The organism is Streptomyces sp. NPDC002537, from assembly GCF_053594975.1.
Genome location: NZ_JBSFWT010000023.1, coordinates 42,861 through 58,948 on the forward strand (window position 1 = coordinate 42,861; position 16,088 = coordinate 58,948).

The following is a 16,088-nucleotide window of genomic DNA, read 5'->3' on the forward strand; positions in this document are numbered from 1 at the left end:
GGGGTGAACGACTCAGCGGGTGCGGTAGCTGGCGGTGGCCTGGTCGAAGTAGCCGTCCACGGCCCGCTGTTCGTTCATCGGGCCGATCACCTGGAGCACGTGGTAACGGCCGTCCAGGATCATCGCGGAGTTGCGCACATAGACCTGGCGGCCGCTGCTGTCGTTCCAGTTGAAGGCGCCCTCCGCCGAGGCGCTCTTCCCGACGTCGATGCGGCGCAGGCCGGAGGCGCCCGACCAGGAGGACGAGCGGTACGCGTCGAGCTCCGGTTCCTTGTCCTGCTGGTAGGCCATCGGGTCGCCGCCGAACTCCGCGACCTTGTCCCGGCCGGGAACGACGACCAATTGGCAGTCGTCGCCGAAATAAACCACCTGGCCCCGGTCGTTCTCGCCACGGCGCTGCCAGTCCTTGGCGACGGCCACCGTGAAGCCCTTGGGGTCCTGACGCAGGGCGAAGCCCTTCGCCGGGCCGTCACCGTCGGCGGTCCGCCCGTCCAGGGGCGCGGCGGTGGCGGATCTGCCCGTGGTGGCCGGGGCGTTGGGGGCGGGGACGTCGGAGGCGGTGCTCCCCGCCGCGGTCGCGCCCGTCCGGCTTGTCGGCGACCGGCCCGCGCTCTCGTCCGCACCCGGCATCAGCAGCAGGGCGTACAGCACCGCGCCGATCAGCAGGAGCAGGATCAGGCCCAGCAGCAGCCTGCCGAGGCTGCGCGGGGTGCGCTGCACGAGCTGCCCCTGGAGGTGCCCGGTGGTGTGCGTCCGGGCGCGGGGCTGCAGCTGGTCCTTGGCGGTCTTCTTGTGCCGCCCATGGGCGGCCGCCGGGTCCGCCGCCGTAACCGCGCGGCCGCGCCTGCGGCGCACGAGCTCGCCCTTGCGCCGTATGGCGGGCAGCCGGTGCTGGTCGGCGGCAGCGCCCGGCCCGATCGACGGCACGGTGACCGTACGGCTGCCGACGTCCGGCTCCGGCGCGGACCGGATCAGGGACCGCAGCCAGCCGCGCAGCTCCTCGAACTCCGGCCGCTCCGCGGGGTCCTTGCGCATCAGGGACTCGACCACGGGGCGCAGCGCCCCGCACTCCTCCGCGTACGCGGGCGGTTCCACGCAGACGAGCTGGACGAGGTCGGTGGTGCTGTCCTCGGGGTACGGGGCGTGGCCCTGCACGATGCGGAAGAGCAGGGCGCCGAGGGCCCACAGGTCGGCCGCGGGGCCGACGGGCGGGGCGAGCTGCCAGCTCTCCTGCACCGGCCACGCCTGCTCGGGCGCCCAGCGCTCGGTGACGGCACCGACCACCACCATCCGCGCCTGCCTGGCCCGTTCGGCGGCGTGGGCGCCTCCCGTCCGGGTCTCGGAGCCCCAGCCGGTGGGTCCGCCGGGCGGCACCGTGCTCGTTCCCTGACCACTCCCAGGGCCCTTTTCCGACCCGCCTTGGGACAACGGAGATTGAGGCACCGGAGATTGAGGCAATGGGGATTGGGACAACGGGGATTGAGGCACCGGGGAGTTGTGCCGCTCGGGGGCGGCAGGGCGGGGTCCGGGCAGGGCCTTGCCGCCCTTTCCCCCGGTGGGGAGCGCGGGCGCGGGGGCGGGTGCCGTACCACTGGCCGCGCTGCCGCCGCCCCAGGTGGACGTGCCGGACGAGGTGTGGGCCGCGTTCCCCGCCGCCGTACGGGCGGCCGCGGCGCGGGCGCCCGCGCGGTAGGCGGCGATGGCGCCGCTGCGCGGGGCACGGACGGGGCGTGGGGTGCCCGGGGGCTGGGTGCCACCGCCCGCCGCCGTGGGAGGCGGGGGCTTCTCCCCCGCCCCGTCCCTTCCCGGAACCGGAGGCCGCGCCCCCGGACCCCCCGGACCCCCCGGACCCGGGCTCCGCCCCGGCCCCTGGGCCTCGTTCGCCGGGCGGGACGGATCGCCGGCCCCAGGGCGCGCTTCCGGGACCGGGTCGTAGCCGCAGAGGGCCTCCTCCGCGGCGCCCGCCGCCAGGCCCGTGAGGATGGCACGGCCGTCGTCGCAGATGAGGACGGTGCGGGTGGTGATGTTGCGGTGGGTCCAGCCCTGGGTGTGCAGGGCGCGGAGGGCGGTGAGGACGTCGGCGGCCACTTCGGCGGCGCGGTGCGGGGAGAGCGTGCGCTCGGCGAGGAGCGCGGCGAGCGGCCGGGCGGAGACGAGTTCGCTGATGATCCAGAGGCTGCCCGCCTCGGCGAAGACGTGGAAGACCTGGTCGAGTCTGGGGTGGTCGGGAATCCGCGCCGCGGCCCCGGCGGCGGCCAGCGCGCGCCGCACCGCCGGTTCACCGGGCTCACGGCGCGCGGAGCCGGCCCCGCTCCCGTACGCCGCGTCCCCGCCCACGACTTCGGCCTCGACGACCTCGGGCAGAGGGATCTGCCGGACGAGGACCTCCTGCCCGCTGTAGGTGTCGAAGGCGCGGGTCTCGACGAGTTCGAAGACGTCGGACGGCGGCAGCGGCAGGCGATAGCGGTCGGCGAGCACCCGTCCCGCGTAGTCGTCCACGACGCCTCCCCATGCGTGTGATCCGCACCGTCGCCCGCAGAACGGCCCCACTGACCGTCAACACCGGTCATTCAGCCGCCTATTGCGGTTGCGTACCGTCCACGACAACTCACGATACGTGCCGAAGGCGCCCCTTCGGGCGCGTACGGCTCAGTACGTCGCTCACTACGTGGTCAGTCCAGCCACATCAGCCCTACGAATGGGCCGGTCCCTCCCTGGCCCCGCGCCACCGGCCCTGGGAACCGACCGGGAACCGGCGGCCCCGCAGTTCAGTCCCCCGCGGTTCAGTCCTCCGGAGTGAACGTCCTCAGCGCCGTCTCGCGGAGCTCACGGCACTCCGGGCCGTCCCACTTGGCCTTCTCACAGGTGATCATGATGGCGTAGCCGTGGTCGTCGTCGACCTTGAAGCCGCGGTCGAGGACCCGGACGCGCTTGCCGTCCTGGTCGCGCTCGAAGGACCAGTCGGCGACGGTCGGGTAGTCGCGGCCGTCCCAGCCGTGGACCTCGTCGATGCCGAGGCCCTTGTAGTTCTTCATGCTGCGCTTCGCGCCGGTCTCGGCCTCGCGCCACGCCTTGGCGGCGTCCGACTGCGGATCGGGGCCGAAGTCGACCTGGAGGCGGGGGAAACCGCCCGCCGCGCTGTAGACGGCACCGGAGTGGTCCCCCGCGGTGCCCGTCTGCTGCCAGCCCTTGGGCATGTCGATCTCGAACTGGTAGGCATCGTTCTCGACGCGCGCGAAGGACGCCTTGCCCGCCGTGCCCGGCTGTCCGCCGGTGACCGCGCCGGGCGGCCCGCCGGGGACGGACGCGGAGGCGGTACCGACGCCCTTGCCCTCGGCGCCCTTGTCCCCGCCGTTGTTGTTCATCGCGAAGGCGAGCACCGTGCCGATGACGGCGAGCACGACGACGACCGCGACGATGACCAGAGTGCGGCGCGGCACGACCTCCATGACCGAGGCCTTCTCCCACTGCACCCGCTGGAGACCGCCGCCCGCGCCGGGCCCGCCGTTCCCGGCCGCGGGCCTCGCGGCCGACGGCGTCTGCCGGGCACGCTCGGGCTCGGTGGCCTTCTGCTGCGCCGACTTGGGCGAGGGCTTCGCCGGGGACTTCGGTGCGGCCTTCCGCTCGGGTCCCGACGGAGCCTTCGCCTCCGGGATCGACGGAATGGCGATCGCCTGCGTCGCCTCCATCTCGGGCTCGGCGGGCACCGGGGGCAGCCGCTCGTCCGGGGCGTTGACGGCACCGTTCAGCAGCGCCCGCGCCCCCGCCTCGTCCAGCCGCTTCTCCGGGTCCTTGGCGAGCAACCCGTACATGACCTCCGCGAGCGGCCCCGCGTTGCGCGGCGGGCCGAGCGGTTCCGTCATGACGGCGGTGAGGGTCGCTATGGCCGACCCCTTGTCGTACGGCGGGGCGCCCTCCACGGCCGCGTACAGCAGGCCGCCCAGGGACCACAGGTCCGCGGGCGGGCCGGGCTTCTGGCCGCGTGCGCGCTCCGGGGATATGTACGAGGGCGCGCCGACGAGCATTCCCGTGGAGGTGACCGACGGGTCGCCCTCGACCTGCGCGATGCCGAAGTCGGTGAGGACCACCCGGCCCTCGTCCGCGATCAGCACGTTGGACGGCTTCACGTCGCGGTGCAGGATGCCCTGGCGGTGCGCGGCGCCCAGCACGTCCAGGACGGCCAGCCCGACCTCGGCGGCCCGCCGCCACTTGAGCGGGCCGTCCTCACGGATGACGTCGGCGAGCGAGCGGCCCTCGATGAGCTCCATGACGATCCACGGCCGGTCGTCCTCGTGCACCACGTCGTAGACGGTGACCGCGCCCGCGCTGCGGATGCGGGCGATGGCCTTCGCCTCGCGCAGCGTGCGCGTGATCAGGCGGCGCTTCTCGTCCTCGTCGATGTTGGCGGGGAACCGCAGTTCCTTGACCGCGACCACACGGCCGAGGGTCTCGTCGGTCGCCCGCCAGACCGTGCCCATGCCGCCGCGCCCCAGGACGTCCCCGAGGCGGTACCGCCCGGCCAGGAGGCGCCCTGCCGTGCCCTGCGTCTGCTCCGCCTCCGACATGCGTCCCCTCTGGCAATCAGCTCTGCGACCAACCCACCCTGGCAGAGCCACCATTGTCTCTCATCCGCGGACCTGTGGAAGGCCAGGGTCCGCGGGCCCTCCGATGATGGCCGCATGCCGACGCCCGTTCTTCAGTTAAGGGACCGGGTTTCGGCCGTGGCGGTTCCCTCACCGGGAAGGCTGTCACGGGATGCTCATGACTGCCCGGTTAGTGGCGCGTATGTACGGTTCGTCAGGCGACGCCCCCTCAGCTCGGACCGGCCGTTGAGCCACCCATGACGTCAAGACGCCCGTAAAGCGCCTAAATCGGCTGGACGTCCGGCGCGCCCAGCCGCGCCGCGTCCGCCGTCTGGTCGTCGGGCTGGAGTTGGGACTCGCGCTCCGCCTCGACCCGCTTCTCGTAGCGCTCGATCTCCTTCTCGACCTGGAGGTGGTCCCAGCCCAGCACGGGGGCCATCAGCCCGGCGGCCTCGCGGGCGGAGCGGGTGCCGCGGTCGAAGGTCTCGATCGAGATACGGGTCCGGCGGGTCAGCACGTCGTCCAAGTGGCGCGCCCCCTCGTGCGAGGCCGCGTAGACGACCTCCGCGCGCAGGTAGTCGTCGGCGCCGGAGAGCGGGTCGCCGAGGGTCGGGTCGGACGTGACGAGGTCCAGCACCTCGTCCACCATCGAGCCGTACCGGTTGAGCAGGTGCTCGACGCGCGCCACATGGAGACCCGTGCGCCGGGCGATCTGCGCGCGCCCGTTCCACAGCGCGCGGTAGCCCTCGGCACCCACCAGCGGCACGTCCTCCGTGACGCAGTCCGCCACCCGCTGCGTGAGCCCGTGCACCGCCTCGTCCACCGCGTCCTTGGCCATCACCCGGTACGTCGTGTACTTGCCGCCCGCCACGACCACCAGCCCCGGCACGGGGTGCGCCACGGTGTGCTCGCGGGACAGCTTGCTCGTCGCGTCCGACTCCCCCGCCAGCAGCGGACGCAGTCCCGCGTACACGCCCTGTACGTCGTCCCGGGTGAGCGGCACGGCGAGCACCGAGTTGACGTGCTCCAGCAGGTAGTCGATGTCCGCGCTGGACGCGGCCGGGTGCGCCTTGTCCAGGTCCCAGTCGGTGTCGGTCGTGCCGATGATCCAGTGCCTGCCCCACGGGATGACGAAGAGCACGCTCTTCTCCGTACGGAGGATCAGCCCGGTGGTGGAGTGGATACGGTCCTTCGGCACGACCAGGTGGATGCCCTTGGACGCCCGCACGTGGAACTGGCCGCGCTCGGCGATCAGCTTCTGGGTGTCGTCGGTCCAGACGCCGGTGGCGTTGACGATCTGCCGGGCCCGGATCTCGAACTCACCGCCCTGCTCCAGGTCGCGCACCCGGGCGCCGACGACCCGCTCGCCCTCCCGCAGGAAGCCCACCACGCGCGCCCTGTTGGCCACGTCGGCGCCGTAGGCGGCCGCGGTGCGCACGAGGGTGGTGACGTAGCGCGCGTCGTCCACCTGGGCGTCGTAGTACTGCAACGCGCCGACCAGGGCGTCCTTCCGCAGGCACGGCGCGATCCGCAGGGCGCGCCCGCGGGTGAGGTGGCGGTGGGTGGGCAGGCCGCGCCCGTGGCCCGACGAGACGGACATCGCGTCGTAGAGGGCCACGCCCGACCCCGCGTAGAACCGCTCCCAGCCCCGGTGCTGCAGGGGGTAGAGGAAGGGGACGGGCTTCACCAGGTGCGGAGCGAGCCGCTCCAGCAGCAGCCCGCGCTCCTTCAGCGCCTCCCGCACCAGGGCGAAGTCGAGCATCTCCAGATAGCGCAGCCCCCCGTGGATGAGCTTGCTGGACCGGCTGGAGGTACCGGCCGCCCAGTCGCGCGCCTCGACGAGCCCGGTCGTGAGCCCCCGGGTCGCCGCGTCGAGCGCGGTGCCCGCGCCGACCACGCCGGCACCGACCACAAGGATGTCCAGTTCCCGCTCCGCCATCCGGGCGAGCGCCTCGCCACGCTCGACCGGCCCGAGTGTCGCTGTCCTCACCGCTGCCTCCCGCTAGACCGCTTCCAGACCGCTTCCAGAGCGCTTCCGGACCACTTCCGGACCGCTCTGCCGTAGACCACTTCGCCGCCGTTCGCACAGCCGCTGTTCGCCTCTTGCTCCGGCTCTGTCGTCGCCACCCGCTGTCGATACCGTCCGCCGGTGCCGCTGTCGCCCGCACCGCCGTGCCGAGCGGGCACGCGCTCCCTTCGATGCTGCCTCAGATCGGCCGCTTCGGCCGCGCCGGAGCCGCGCGAGCACGCGCCGCACGGGACCGCGCACGAGACCGCGCGCGGGCCGTGCGGGGCCGGTGCCGCCCAGTGCCTCGACCACCACGCCGGAGCACACCCGCGCGAGCCACGCCGCAGCAATCCCGCATAACAGTCATATATCCGCTTAACCTGATGTACCCCCGTCCAGGGGCCGTCCAGGCTTCGGCCCTCCGGGAAGGACCGTCTCGCCATGCCCGCAGATCTCGCCGTCATCGGACTGGGCCATCTGGGCCTCCCGCTCGTCCGGGCGGCCACCGCCGCCGGCATCGCCACCATCGGCTACGACCCCGACCCGCACACCGTCGCCGAGCTCCGGGCCGGGCGGCTGCCCTCGGAGGGCGCCGACGCCGCCCTCACCGCCGCCGACGTCCGCAGGATGCTCGCCGCGGGCTTCCGGCCCACGACCGCGGACGCCGAGCTCGACCGGGTCCGTACCGCCGTGATCTGCGCGCCCACCCGGCTGGGCGAGGACCGGGCGCTGGACCTGACGCCCATCGGCGACGCCGCCCGCACCCTCGCGGCACGGCTGCGTCCGCACACCACGGTGCTGCTGGAATCGGCCGTCTACCCCGGAACCACGGAGGAGTACCTCCGCCCGCTGCTGGAGGCGGGCTCCGGGCTGCGCGCCGGGCGCGACTTCCACCTCGCGTACTCCCCCAGCCGGGTCGACCCCGGCAACCGCACCCACGGCTACGCCACCACCCCCAAGGTCCTCGGCGGCCTCACCTCCGCCTGCACCGAGGCCGCCGCCGCGTTCTACGGGCGGATCTGCGAGAAGGTCGTCCGCGCCCGCGGGCCGCGCGAGGCCGAGGCGGTCCGGGTCCTGGAGAGCAACTACCGGCACGTCAACATCGCACTCGCGAACGAGATGGCGGTCTACTGCCACGACATCGGCGTGGACATGTGGGACGTGGTGCGCTGCGCGGAGACCAAGCCGTTCGGCTTCCAGGCCTTCCGGCCCGGCCCCGGAGTGGGCGGCCACGGTGTCCCCGTCGACCCCAACTACCTCTCCTACAAAGGGCGCAGCCTCGGCTACCCCCTGCGCATGGTCGAGCTAGCGCAGGAGGTCAACGGGCGGATGCCGCGCTACGTGACCCAGCGCTGCGCCACGCTCCTCAACGAGCACGGCAAGTCCGCGCGCGCCGCCCGCGTGCTGCTGCTGGGCGTCAGCTACAAGGCGGACACCGGCGACCAGGAGGGCTCGCCCGCCCGCGAGATCGCCTCCCGGCTGATGGAACTGGGGGCGCAGCTCAGCTACCACGACCCGTACGTGCCGCAGTGGCGCGTGCTGGGCCGCCCGGTGCCACGGGCGGACTGCCTCTACGAGGCGGCGGCGGAGGCGGACCTGACGGTGCTGCTCCAGCACCACCGGACGTACGACCTCCAGGGGCTCGCCGTGAAGGCGCAGCTGCTGCTCGACACCCGCGGGGCGACCCCGGCCGGTGCCGCTCACCGGTTGTGAAGTCACTCGGGAAGTCACAGGAAGTCAGTCGGGAAGCCACTCGGGAAGTCACTCGGGAAGTCACTCGGACGGGCCGGAGGAATCGGCCCGTCCGAGGTTTGGGAGCCGGACGCCCGCTTACAGTCGGCCGGTTCCGAGCAGGCGTCCCGGCTGCGCGTCCAGCACCGTCTTCAGGGACGCGAAGTCCTCCACGCACCGGCCCGTGCCCACGGCGACGCAGTCCAGGGGCTCGTCGGCCACGAGCACCGGGATGTCGAGCTCCTTGCTGAGCCGTACGTCCAGGCCGCGCAGCAGCGCGCCGCCGCCGGTGAGGACGATGCCGCGGTCCATGATGTCGCCCGCGAGCTCCGGCGGCGTCTCGTCCAGCGTCTGCCGCACCGCCATGACGATGGCGTCGACCGGCTCGGTCAGCGCGTGCCGGATCTCGTCGGCCGTCAGCTCCAGCGTCTTCGGCAGACCGCTGACCTGGTCGCGACCGCGAATGGTGAAGCGGTCCGGCGGCAGCAGGCCCTGGGTCTCCTCGGGGTCGCCTCCCGCGTCCTCCAGGCCGTCGTTCTTCTCCAGCTGCCGGGCGAGCGCGGTCAGGCCGGCGGCGGTCCACGAGCCGGTCGGCGAGGCCGAGCCGATGCTCATCTTGATTTCCTCGGCGGTCCGTTCACCGATCGCGAGCGCGTACTTCTTCTTCACGTACGAGGTGATGGCCACGTCCATCGCGTCGCCGGCCGTCCGCACCGAGCGCGCCGTGACGATGCCGCCCAGCGAGATCACCGCGACCTCGGTGGTGCCACCGCCGACGTCGACGACCATGCAGCCGGTCGGCTCGCTGACCGGCAGCCCCGCGCCGATCGCCGCCGCCATCGGCTCCTCCACCAGGTGCACCTGCCGGGCCCCGGCCCGGGACGCGGCCTCGATGACCGCGCGGCGCTCGACGCCGGTGATGCCGGACGGCACGCACACCACGACGCGCGGGCGGGTGAACAGGCGGTTGCCCAGCACCTTCTTGATGAAGTGCCGCATCATCCGCTCGGCTATCTCGAAGTCGGCTATGACGCCGTCGCGCAGCGGTCGGACCGCGACGATGTTCGAGGGGGTGCGGCCGATGGTCTCCTTGGCCTCGTGACCGACCGACAGCACGCTGCCGTCCTCGGCGTTGACGGCGACAACTGATGGCTCGTTGAGCACAACCCCCTTACCCCGCACGTACACCAGCGTGTTCGCCGTGCCGAGGTCGATCCCCATGTCCCTGCCGCTGAACGACTTGCTTTGCGCCATAAGTTGCCATTATTCCTTAGAGTCGAACTTTTATACGGAGTTCACAGCGGTACGTTCGCTGTCGGTGACGGCGGTGTCGTCAGGGCCCCGGAGTTCCGGCCCGCGGCACCGGGCTCGCGCCCGCGCCCGCGCCCGCATGACGAGAGGCCTGGCACGGCGAGAGGCCCGGCATGCCGAAGGGCCCGGACCGCAGCAGCGGTCCGGGCCCTTCGGTACAGCCTTGCGGCAGTACGACCTCGGAGGTCAGTGCTTGTCGTGCTGCGACGGCGCGACCGTCACCTCGACCCGCTGGAACTCCTTGAGCTCGCTGTAGCCCGTCGTGGCCATCGCGCGGCGCAGCGCGCCGAACATGTTCATCGAGCCGTCCGGGGTGTGCGAGGGACCGGTGAGGATCTCCTCGGTGCTGCCGACCGTGCCCAGGTTCATGCGCTTGCCGCGCGGCACGTCGGCGTGGACGGCCTCCATGCCCCAGTGGAAGCCGCGACCCGGCGCGTCGGTGGCGCGGGCGAGCGGGGAGCCCATCATCACGGCGTCCGCGCCGCAGGCGATGGCCTTCGGCAGGTCGCCGGACCAGCCCACGCCGCCGTCGGCGATGACGTGCACGTAGCGGCCGCCGGACTCGTCCATGTAGTCGCGGCGGGCGGCGGCCACGTCGGCGACCGCGGTCGCCATCGGGACCTGGATACCCAGCACATTGCGGGTGGTGTGGGCGGCGCCGCCGCCGAAGCCGACGAGGACGCCCGCCGCGCCCGTGCGCATCAGGTGCAGCGCGGCGGTGTACGTCGCGCAGCCGCCGACGATGACCGGGACGTCGAGCTCGTAGATGAACTGCTTCAGGTTCAGCGGCTCGGCGGCGCCGGAGACGTGCTCGGCGGAGACGGTCGTGCCGCGGATGACGAAGATGTCCACGCCCGCGTCGACGACGGCCTTGGAGAACTGCGCGGTGCGCTGCGGGGAGAGCGCGGCAGCGGTCACGACACCGGAGTCGCGGACCTCCTTGATGCGCTGCCCGATCAGCTCCTCCTTGATCGGAGCGGCGTAGATCTCCTGCAGGCGGCGGGTCGCGGCGGTCTCGTCCAGCTCGGCGATCTCGGCGAGCAGCGGCTCCGGGTCCTCGTAGCGGGTCCACAGGCCCTCGAGGTTGAGCACGCCCAGGCCGCCCAGCTCACCGATGCGGATGGCGGTCTCGGGCGAGACGACCGAGTCCATGGGTGCGGCCAGGAACGGCAGCTCGAAGCGGTAGGCGTCGATCTGCCAGGCGATCGAGACCTCCTTCGGGTCGCGGGTACGGCGACTCGGGACGACGGCGATGTCGTCGAACGCGTACGCCCGGCGGCCGCGCTTGCCGCGCCCGATCTCGATCTCAGTCACGTTGTGGCCTTTCCTTCTACGTCTGCCGCATCCCAGTATCCCCGACGCGGCGAAGCCCGCGGCCTGAACGGCCACGGGCTCCTTGAAACCTGGACTACTACCGTCGGGAGTAGTTCGGCGCCTCTGTCGTCATCTGACCGCACCGCCCGGGGGCAACCCCCGGACCCCCGGCCGGAAGCACCGTCTAGCGTCGCGAGTAGTTCGGCGCCTCGGTCGTCATCTGGATGTCGTGCGGGTGGCTCTCCTTGAGGCCCGCCGACGTGATGCGGACGAAGGTGCCCTTGTCCTTGAGCTCCTGGACGTTCGCCGAGCCGACGTAGCCCATGGAGGCGCGCAGGCCGCCGATGAGCTGGTGGGCCACCGAGGCCAGCGGGCCGCGGTAGGGCACCTGGCCCTCGATGCCCTCGGGGACGAGCTTGTCCTCGGAGAGGACGTTGTCCTGGAAGTAGCGGTCCTTGGAGTACGAGCGGGCCTGGCCGCGCGACTGCATCGCGCCCAGCGAGCCCATGCCCCGGTACGACTTGAACTGCTTGCCGTTGATGAAGACCATCTCGCCCGGCGACTCCTCGCAGCCCGCGAGCAGCGAGCCGAGCATCACCGTGTCCGCACCGGCGGCGATCGCCTTGGCGATGTCGCCCGAGTACTGCAGACCGCCGTCGCCGATCAGCGGCACACCGGCCGCGTGGCACGCCTGCGCGGCCTCGTAGATCGCGGTGACCTGCGGCACGCCGATGCCCGCGACGACGCGGGTGGTGCAGATCGAGCCCGGCCCGACGCCGACCTTGACGCCGTCCACGCCCGCGTCGATCAGCGCCTGGGCGCCGTCACGGGTCGCGACGTTGCCGCCGACGACATCGACGTTGATGTTGGACTTGACCTTGGCGATCATGTCGAGGATGCCGCGGCTGTGGCCGTGGGCGCTGTCGATGACCAGGAAGTCGGCCCCGGCCTCGACCAGCGCCTGGGCGCGCTCGTACGCCTCGTCGCCGACACCCACCGCGGCACCGACGACCAGCCGGCCCTCGGAGTCCTTCGCGGCGTTCGGGTACTTCTCCGCCTTGACGAAGTCCTTGACCGTGATCAGGCCCTTGAGCACACCGGCGTCGTCGACCAGCGGCAGCTTCTCGATCTTGTGGCGGCGGAGCAGCTCGATGGCGTCCTCGCCGGAGATCCCGACCTTGCCCGTGACCAGCGGCATGGGGGTCATGACCTCGCGCACCTGACGGCTGCGGTCGGACTCGAAGGCCATGTCGCGGTTGGTGACGATGCCGAGGAGCTTGCCCGCCGGGTCGGTGACCGGCACACCGCTGATGCGGAACTTGGCGCACAGCGCGTCCGCCTCGGCGAGCGTGGCGTCCGGGCGGACCGTGATCGGGTCGGTGACCATGCCGGACTCGGAGCGCTTGACCAGGTCGACCTGGTTGGCCTGGTCCTCGATGGAGAGATTGCGGTGCAGGACACCGGCGCCGCCCTGCCGCGCCATGGCGATGGCCATGCGCGCCTCGGTCACCTTGTCCATCGCCGCGGACAGCAGCGGGATGTTCACCCGGACGTTGCGCGAAACCCTGGACGAGGTGTCCACGGCGTTCGGCAGAACCTCTGAGGCGCCCGGCAGCAGCAGGACGTCGTCGTATGTCAGACCGAGCATCGCGAATTTCCTGGGCATTCCGTCGACGTTGTCAGTCATGACACCTTCCCAAATGGTCTTGCCTCAGCGCGGACTCCCATGCTAACGGCCGTCACACGTGTCCCATTCCACGACGGCTGAGTCCCGCATCACTTGGACATTCACACAAGGAGCCCGTCGGTCACTGCTCGGCGAGCGCCCTCAGCCTGCTGAGCGCCCGGTGCTGGGCGACCCGGACCGCGCCCGGCGACATGCCGAGCATCTGACCGGTCTCCTCCGCCGTCATCCCGATGGCGACGCGCAGCAGCACCAGCTCGCGCTGGTTCTCCGGGAGATTGGCGAGGAGCTTCTTGGCCCACTCGGCGTCGCTGCTGAGCAGCGCCCGCTCCTCCGGACCCAGCGAGTCGTCGGGCTGCTCGGGCATCTCGTCGGAGGGCACGGCCGTGCTGCCCGGGTGGCGCATCGCGGCCCGCTGGAGGTCGGCGACCTTGTGCTGGGCGATGGCCACGACGAACGCCTCGAAGGGACGGCCGGTGTCGCGGTAGCGCGGCAGCGCGCACAGCACCGCGAGACAGACCTCCTGCGCCAGGTCGTCGACGAAGTGCCGGGCGTCCCCCGGCAGCCGCGAGAGCCGGGTGCGGCAGTAGCGCAGCGCGAGCGGGTGCACCAGCGCGAGCAGATCGTGTGTGGCCCGCCGGTCCCCCTCGACGGCGAGGGTGACGAGTGCGCCGATCTCCCCCGGGGCGGCCGCGGGGGAACCCGCCGTGTCGTCGTCGCGCATCGGTCCATGGTGCCTTGACGCCAAGCGATCCACGGCACCGCCTTCATAGTCGTGCATCGAACCGTTACGCGTAGGTGTCCTCGTACTCACGTCTAGCGTCTCCCCCTTCCGGGTATACCCGCCCCCGCCCTCACGACTCCACCGATAGCTTGTGCCGGTATCACGGGGCACGGGACAGGGATTGTCCGTCATGGGGTCATCGCCGGCCGAGTGAGAAGCCTCGGCCTCCGGCCGGGGAGGGGTCACACTCCAAGGATGCGGCATCGCTCGGAGTTTCGGCGCTGGACCGCGACGCACTGAGGTCACGGCACGATCACCTACCCGGGTGGCGCGCACCGCGACCTCACGGCGCTGCGCGCCACACCCGGCTCAGCGGACCAGGCCCCAGCGGAAGCCGAGCGCCACGGCGTGCGCCCGGTCCGAGGCGCCCAACTTCTTGAACAGCCGCCGCGCGTGGGTCTTCACGGTGTCCTCGGAGAGGAACAGCTCCCGGCCGATCTCCGCGTTGGAACGGCCGTGGCTCATCCCCTCGAGCACCTGGATCTCCCGCGCGGTGAGGGTGGGCGCAGCGCCCATCTCCGCCGAGCGCAGCCGCCGCGGGGCGAGCCGCCAGGTCGGGTCGGCGAGCGCCTGTGTCACGGTGGCCCGCAGCTCCGCGCGCGAGGCGTCCTTGTGCAGATAGCCGCGCGCTCCGGCGGCCACGGCGAGCGCGACCCCGTCGAGGTCCTCGGCGACCGTGAGCATGATGATGCGCGCTCCCGGGTCCGCGGAGAGCAGCCGACGGACCGTCTCGACACCGCCGAGTCCGGGCATCCGTACGTCCATCAGAATGAGGTCCGAACGATCGGCGCCCCAGCGGCGGAGGACTTCCTCGCCGTTGGCGGCCGTCGTCACTCGCTCGACGCCGGGCACGGTCGCCACCGCACGGCGGAGCGCCTCTCGGGCAAGCGGGGAATCGTCGCAGACGAGGACGGATGTCATGGCCGTCCTCCGCAGCTGATGCGCGTCACCTTGAGCCTCCAGGCTGGTACTGATCGTCACCTGTGCGATCGACGCTCTCCGGCAGGTTCGGGCATGTGCCCGACTGCTTCATCCGTCAACCGCCTCGCCCTCTCAACGACGGTCACCCGAAAGAGTTACGGGGTCGGTCGGCCACGTTCGGCACTCTACGTGAGGGCGCGGACACGGAGCAGGGCGCATTGGGGGCGCCCTTTGCGGCGCACTGACTATGCCCCATTTGCCCACGCGGAGCAGTTTTTCTTCCCATTTGCTGGTGTCTATGACTAGATTCGCAATCAGTCATATTTACATCTGCTTCCACCGACGGATCACCGACGGATCGCTTCGAGGGGATAGCAATGGCAGACTTCTCCCGCCTTCCCGGTCCCAACGCCGACCTGTGGGACTGGCAGCTCCTGGCGGCGTGCCGCGGGGTCGACAGCTCTCTGTTCTTCCACCCCGAGGGCGAGCGCGGCGCGGCCCGCAGCGCGCGCGAGACCTCGGCCAAGGAGGTGTGCATGCGCTGTCCCGTACGAGCGGAGTGCGCGGCGCACGCGCTCGCCGTCCGCGAGCCGTACGGGGTGTGGGGCGGCCTCACCGAGGACGAGCGCGAAGAGCTCATGGGCCGCGCCCGGCACCGCGTCATCTCGGTGACCCCTACGGGGGCGTAGCACCCGCCGCGGGCGCGTCCCCCGGCCCCCCGCCGTACGAGGGGGCTACGGGCGGGCGGTCGCCGTCGCCAGTTCGTCCAGCATGGCCGAGACGGCCGGCACCCGGGCCAGGTCCGGCAGGGTGAGGGCCACGATCTCGCGCTGGACCAGGGGTTCCACCGGCACGGTCACGGCGCCCTTGGGCCGCACCGTCTCCAGCGCCAGGTCCGGCATCACCGCCACCCCCAGCCCCGCACCGACCAGACCGAACACCGCCGGGTAGTCGTCGGTCGCGAAGTCGATCCGCGGGGTGAAGCCGGCGCTCTCGCACACCTCGACCAGGTGTCGGCGGCAGCGCGGGCAGCCCGCGATCCACGATTCCTCCGCCAGGTCCTCGATCCCGATCCGGTCGGCGCCAGCCAGCCGGTGCCCCTCCGGCACCACGCCGATGAGCCGGTCGGTCAGCAGCGGCCGGACGACCAGGTCGTCCCACTCCGCGGCCGCGGCGGGGTCGGAGCCCCGCACCTCGGGATAGCGGAAGGCCAGCGCGATCTCGCAGTCACCGTCCCGCAGCATCTCCACCGAACGCGGCGGCTCCGCCTCGACCAGGGAGACCCGGGTACCGGGGTGGGCGGCCCGCATCCGCGCGAGCGCGCCCGGCACCAGCGTCGAACTGCCGCTGGGGAAGGACACCATCCGCACCCGCCCGGCCCGCAGCCCGGCGATCGCCGCGATCTCCTCCTCGGCCGCGGTCAGCCCGGCCAGGATTCCGGAGGCGTGCCGGACCAGGGCCTCACCCGCCTGGGTGAGGCGCATCTCGCGCCCGGTACGGATCAGCAGCGGCGTGCCCGTGGACTGCTCCAGCGCCTTCATCTGCTGGCTGACGGCGGGCTGGGTGCACCCCAGCTCCCGCGCGGCCGCCGAGAACGAACCGGTGGTGGCCACCGCGCGCAACACCCTCAGATGACGAGCCTCGATCATCCTTCGAGCATAAGCCCACCTTGGGGGTGATCGTTAGTTCCCCTTCACCACTTTGAGTGAGGCGTAAGGAAGGGCCCCTACGTTCGGGTGATGCACTCCACAC

11 protein-coding genes are annotated in these 16,088 nt (G+C 72.1%); 2 read left to right on the forward strand and 9 right to left on the reverse strand.

Annotated elements, in window-relative coordinates:
* Nucleotides 1-12: 12 nt before the first annotated feature.
* The 3 genes from ACWD4A_RS13565 to ACWD4A_RS13575 all read right to left on the reverse strand — a co-directional run bounded on the left by ACWD4A_RS13565 (nucleotide 13) and on the right by ACWD4A_RS13575 (nucleotide 6,573).
* Entirely contained in the window at nucleotides 13-2,499 is a 2,487-nt protein-coding gene (locus ACWD4A_RS13565; protein WP_451193275.1) for a protein kinase, read from the reverse strand.
* 284 nt (nucleotides 2,500-2,783) lie between these two features.
* On the reverse strand, nucleotides 2,784-4,565 hold the full coding sequence (locus ACWD4A_RS13570) for a protein kinase domain-containing protein (protein ID WP_451193278.1): 1,782 nt from the start codon (nucleotides 4,563-4,565) through the stop codon (nucleotides 2,784-2,786).
* Nucleotides 4,566-4,866: 301 nt separating this feature from the next.
* Nucleotides 4,867-6,573, reverse strand: a complete 1,707-nt coding sequence (locus ACWD4A_RS13575) for a glycerol-3-phosphate dehydrogenase/oxidase (protein WP_451193280.1) — start codon at nucleotides 6,571-6,573, stop codon at nucleotides 4,867-4,869.
* 459 nt (nucleotides 6,574-7,032) lie between these two features.
* On the opposite strand from ACWD4A_RS13575, the gene ACWD4A_RS13580 reads away from it, so the two are divergent.
* Nucleotides 7,033-8,304, forward strand: a complete 1,272-nt coding sequence (locus ACWD4A_RS13580) for a nucleotide sugar dehydrogenase (RefSeq protein ID WP_451193281.1) — start codon at nucleotides 7,033-7,035, stop codon at nucleotides 8,302-8,304.
* A gap of 117 nt (nucleotides 8,305-8,421) precedes the next feature.
* Here the strand turns inward: ACWD4A_RS13580 and ACWD4A_RS13585 are convergent, their stop codons facing one another.
* The 5 genes from ACWD4A_RS13585 to ACWD4A_RS13605 all read right to left on the reverse strand — a co-directional run bounded on the left by ACWD4A_RS13585 (nucleotide 8,422) and on the right by ACWD4A_RS13605 (nucleotide 14,336).
* A complete protein-coding gene (locus ACWD4A_RS13585; RefSeq protein WP_451193282.1) occupies nucleotides 8,422-9,576 on the reverse strand; it encodes a rod shape-determining protein in 1,155 nt (384 codons plus the stop codon).
* A gap of 243 nt (nucleotides 9,577-9,819) precedes the next feature.
* Complete coding sequence (locus ACWD4A_RS13590) at nucleotides 9,820-10,947, reverse strand: GuaB3 family IMP dehydrogenase-related protein (RefSeq protein ID WP_451193284.1); 1,128 nt, start codon at nucleotides 10,945-10,947, stop codon at nucleotides 9,820-9,822.
* Between the two features lie 184 nt (nucleotides 10,948-11,131).
* Nucleotides 11,132-12,634 carry an IMP dehydrogenase gene (gene guaB, locus ACWD4A_RS13595; RefSeq protein WP_451193285.1) on the reverse strand — a complete coding sequence of 501 codons (1,503 nt, stop codon included), beginning with the start codon at nucleotides 12,632-12,634 and terminating at the stop codon, nucleotides 11,132-11,134.
* 121 nt (nucleotides 12,635-12,755) lie between these two features.
* Nucleotides 12,756-13,355 (reverse strand): sigma-70 family RNA polymerase sigma factor, encoded by a 600-nt coding sequence (locus ACWD4A_RS13600; RefSeq protein WP_451193287.1) that lies wholly within the window; start codon nucleotides 13,353-13,355, stop codon nucleotides 12,756-12,758.
* Between the two features lie 369 nt (nucleotides 13,356-13,724).
* The gene (locus ACWD4A_RS13605; protein WP_003948568.1) at nucleotides 13,725-14,336 is read right to left on the reverse strand and encodes a response regulator transcription factor; all 612 of its coding nucleotides are present in this window, start codon (nucleotides 14,334-14,336) and stop codon (nucleotides 13,725-13,727) included.
* Nucleotides 14,337-14,713: 377 nt separating this feature from the next.
* On the opposite strand from ACWD4A_RS13605, the gene ACWD4A_RS13610 reads away from it, so the two are divergent.
* Entirely contained in the window at nucleotides 14,714-15,025 is a 312-nt protein-coding gene (locus ACWD4A_RS13610) for a WhiB family transcriptional regulator (protein WP_451193289.1), read from the forward strand.
* A 45-nt stretch (nucleotides 15,026-15,070) separates the two neighbouring features.
* Here the strand turns inward: ACWD4A_RS13610 and ACWD4A_RS13615 are convergent, their stop codons facing one another.
* On the reverse strand, nucleotides 15,071-15,985 hold the full coding sequence (locus ACWD4A_RS13615; RefSeq protein ID WP_451193292.1) for a LysR family transcriptional regulator: 915 nt from the start codon (nucleotides 15,983-15,985) through the stop codon (nucleotides 15,071-15,073).
* Nucleotides 15,986-16,088 lie beyond the last annotated feature (103 nt).

What these genes read in the sequence shown, in the direction of transcription:
- ACWD4A_RS13570 (WP_451193278.1), bottom strand. Translation starts at nt 4,565, where the DNA reads ATGTCGGAGGCGGAGCAGACGCAGGGCACGGCAGGGCGCCTCCTGGCC.
- ACWD4A_RS13580 (WP_451193281.1), top strand. Translation starts at nt 7,033, where the DNA reads ATGCCCGCAGATCTCGCCGTCATCGGACTGGGCCATCTGGGCCTCCCG.
- ACWD4A_RS13585 (WP_451193282.1), bottom strand. Translation starts at nt 9,576, where the DNA reads ATGGCGCAAAGCAAGTCGTTCAGCGGCAGGGACATGGGGATCGACCTC.
- guaB (WP_451193285.1), bottom strand. Translation starts at nt 12,634, where the DNA reads ATGACTGACAACGTCGACGGAATGCCCAGGAAATTCGCGATGCTCGGT.
- ACWD4A_RS13600 (WP_451193287.1), bottom strand. Translation starts at nt 13,355, where the DNA reads ATGCGCGACGACGACACGGCGGGTTCCCCCGCGGCCGCCCCGGGGGAG.
- ACWD4A_RS13605 (WP_003948568.1), bottom strand. Translation starts at nt 14,336, where the DNA reads ATGACATCCGTCCTCGTCTGCGACGATTCCCCGCTTGCCCGAGAGGCG.
- ACWD4A_RS13610 (WP_451193289.1), top strand. Translation starts at nt 14,714, where the DNA reads ATGGCAGACTTCTCCCGCCTTCCCGGTCCCAACGCCGACCTGTGGGAC.
- ACWD4A_RS13615 (WP_451193292.1), bottom strand. Translation starts at nt 15,985, where the DNA reads ATGATCGAGGCTCGTCATCTGAGGGTGTTGCGCGCGGTGGCCACCACC.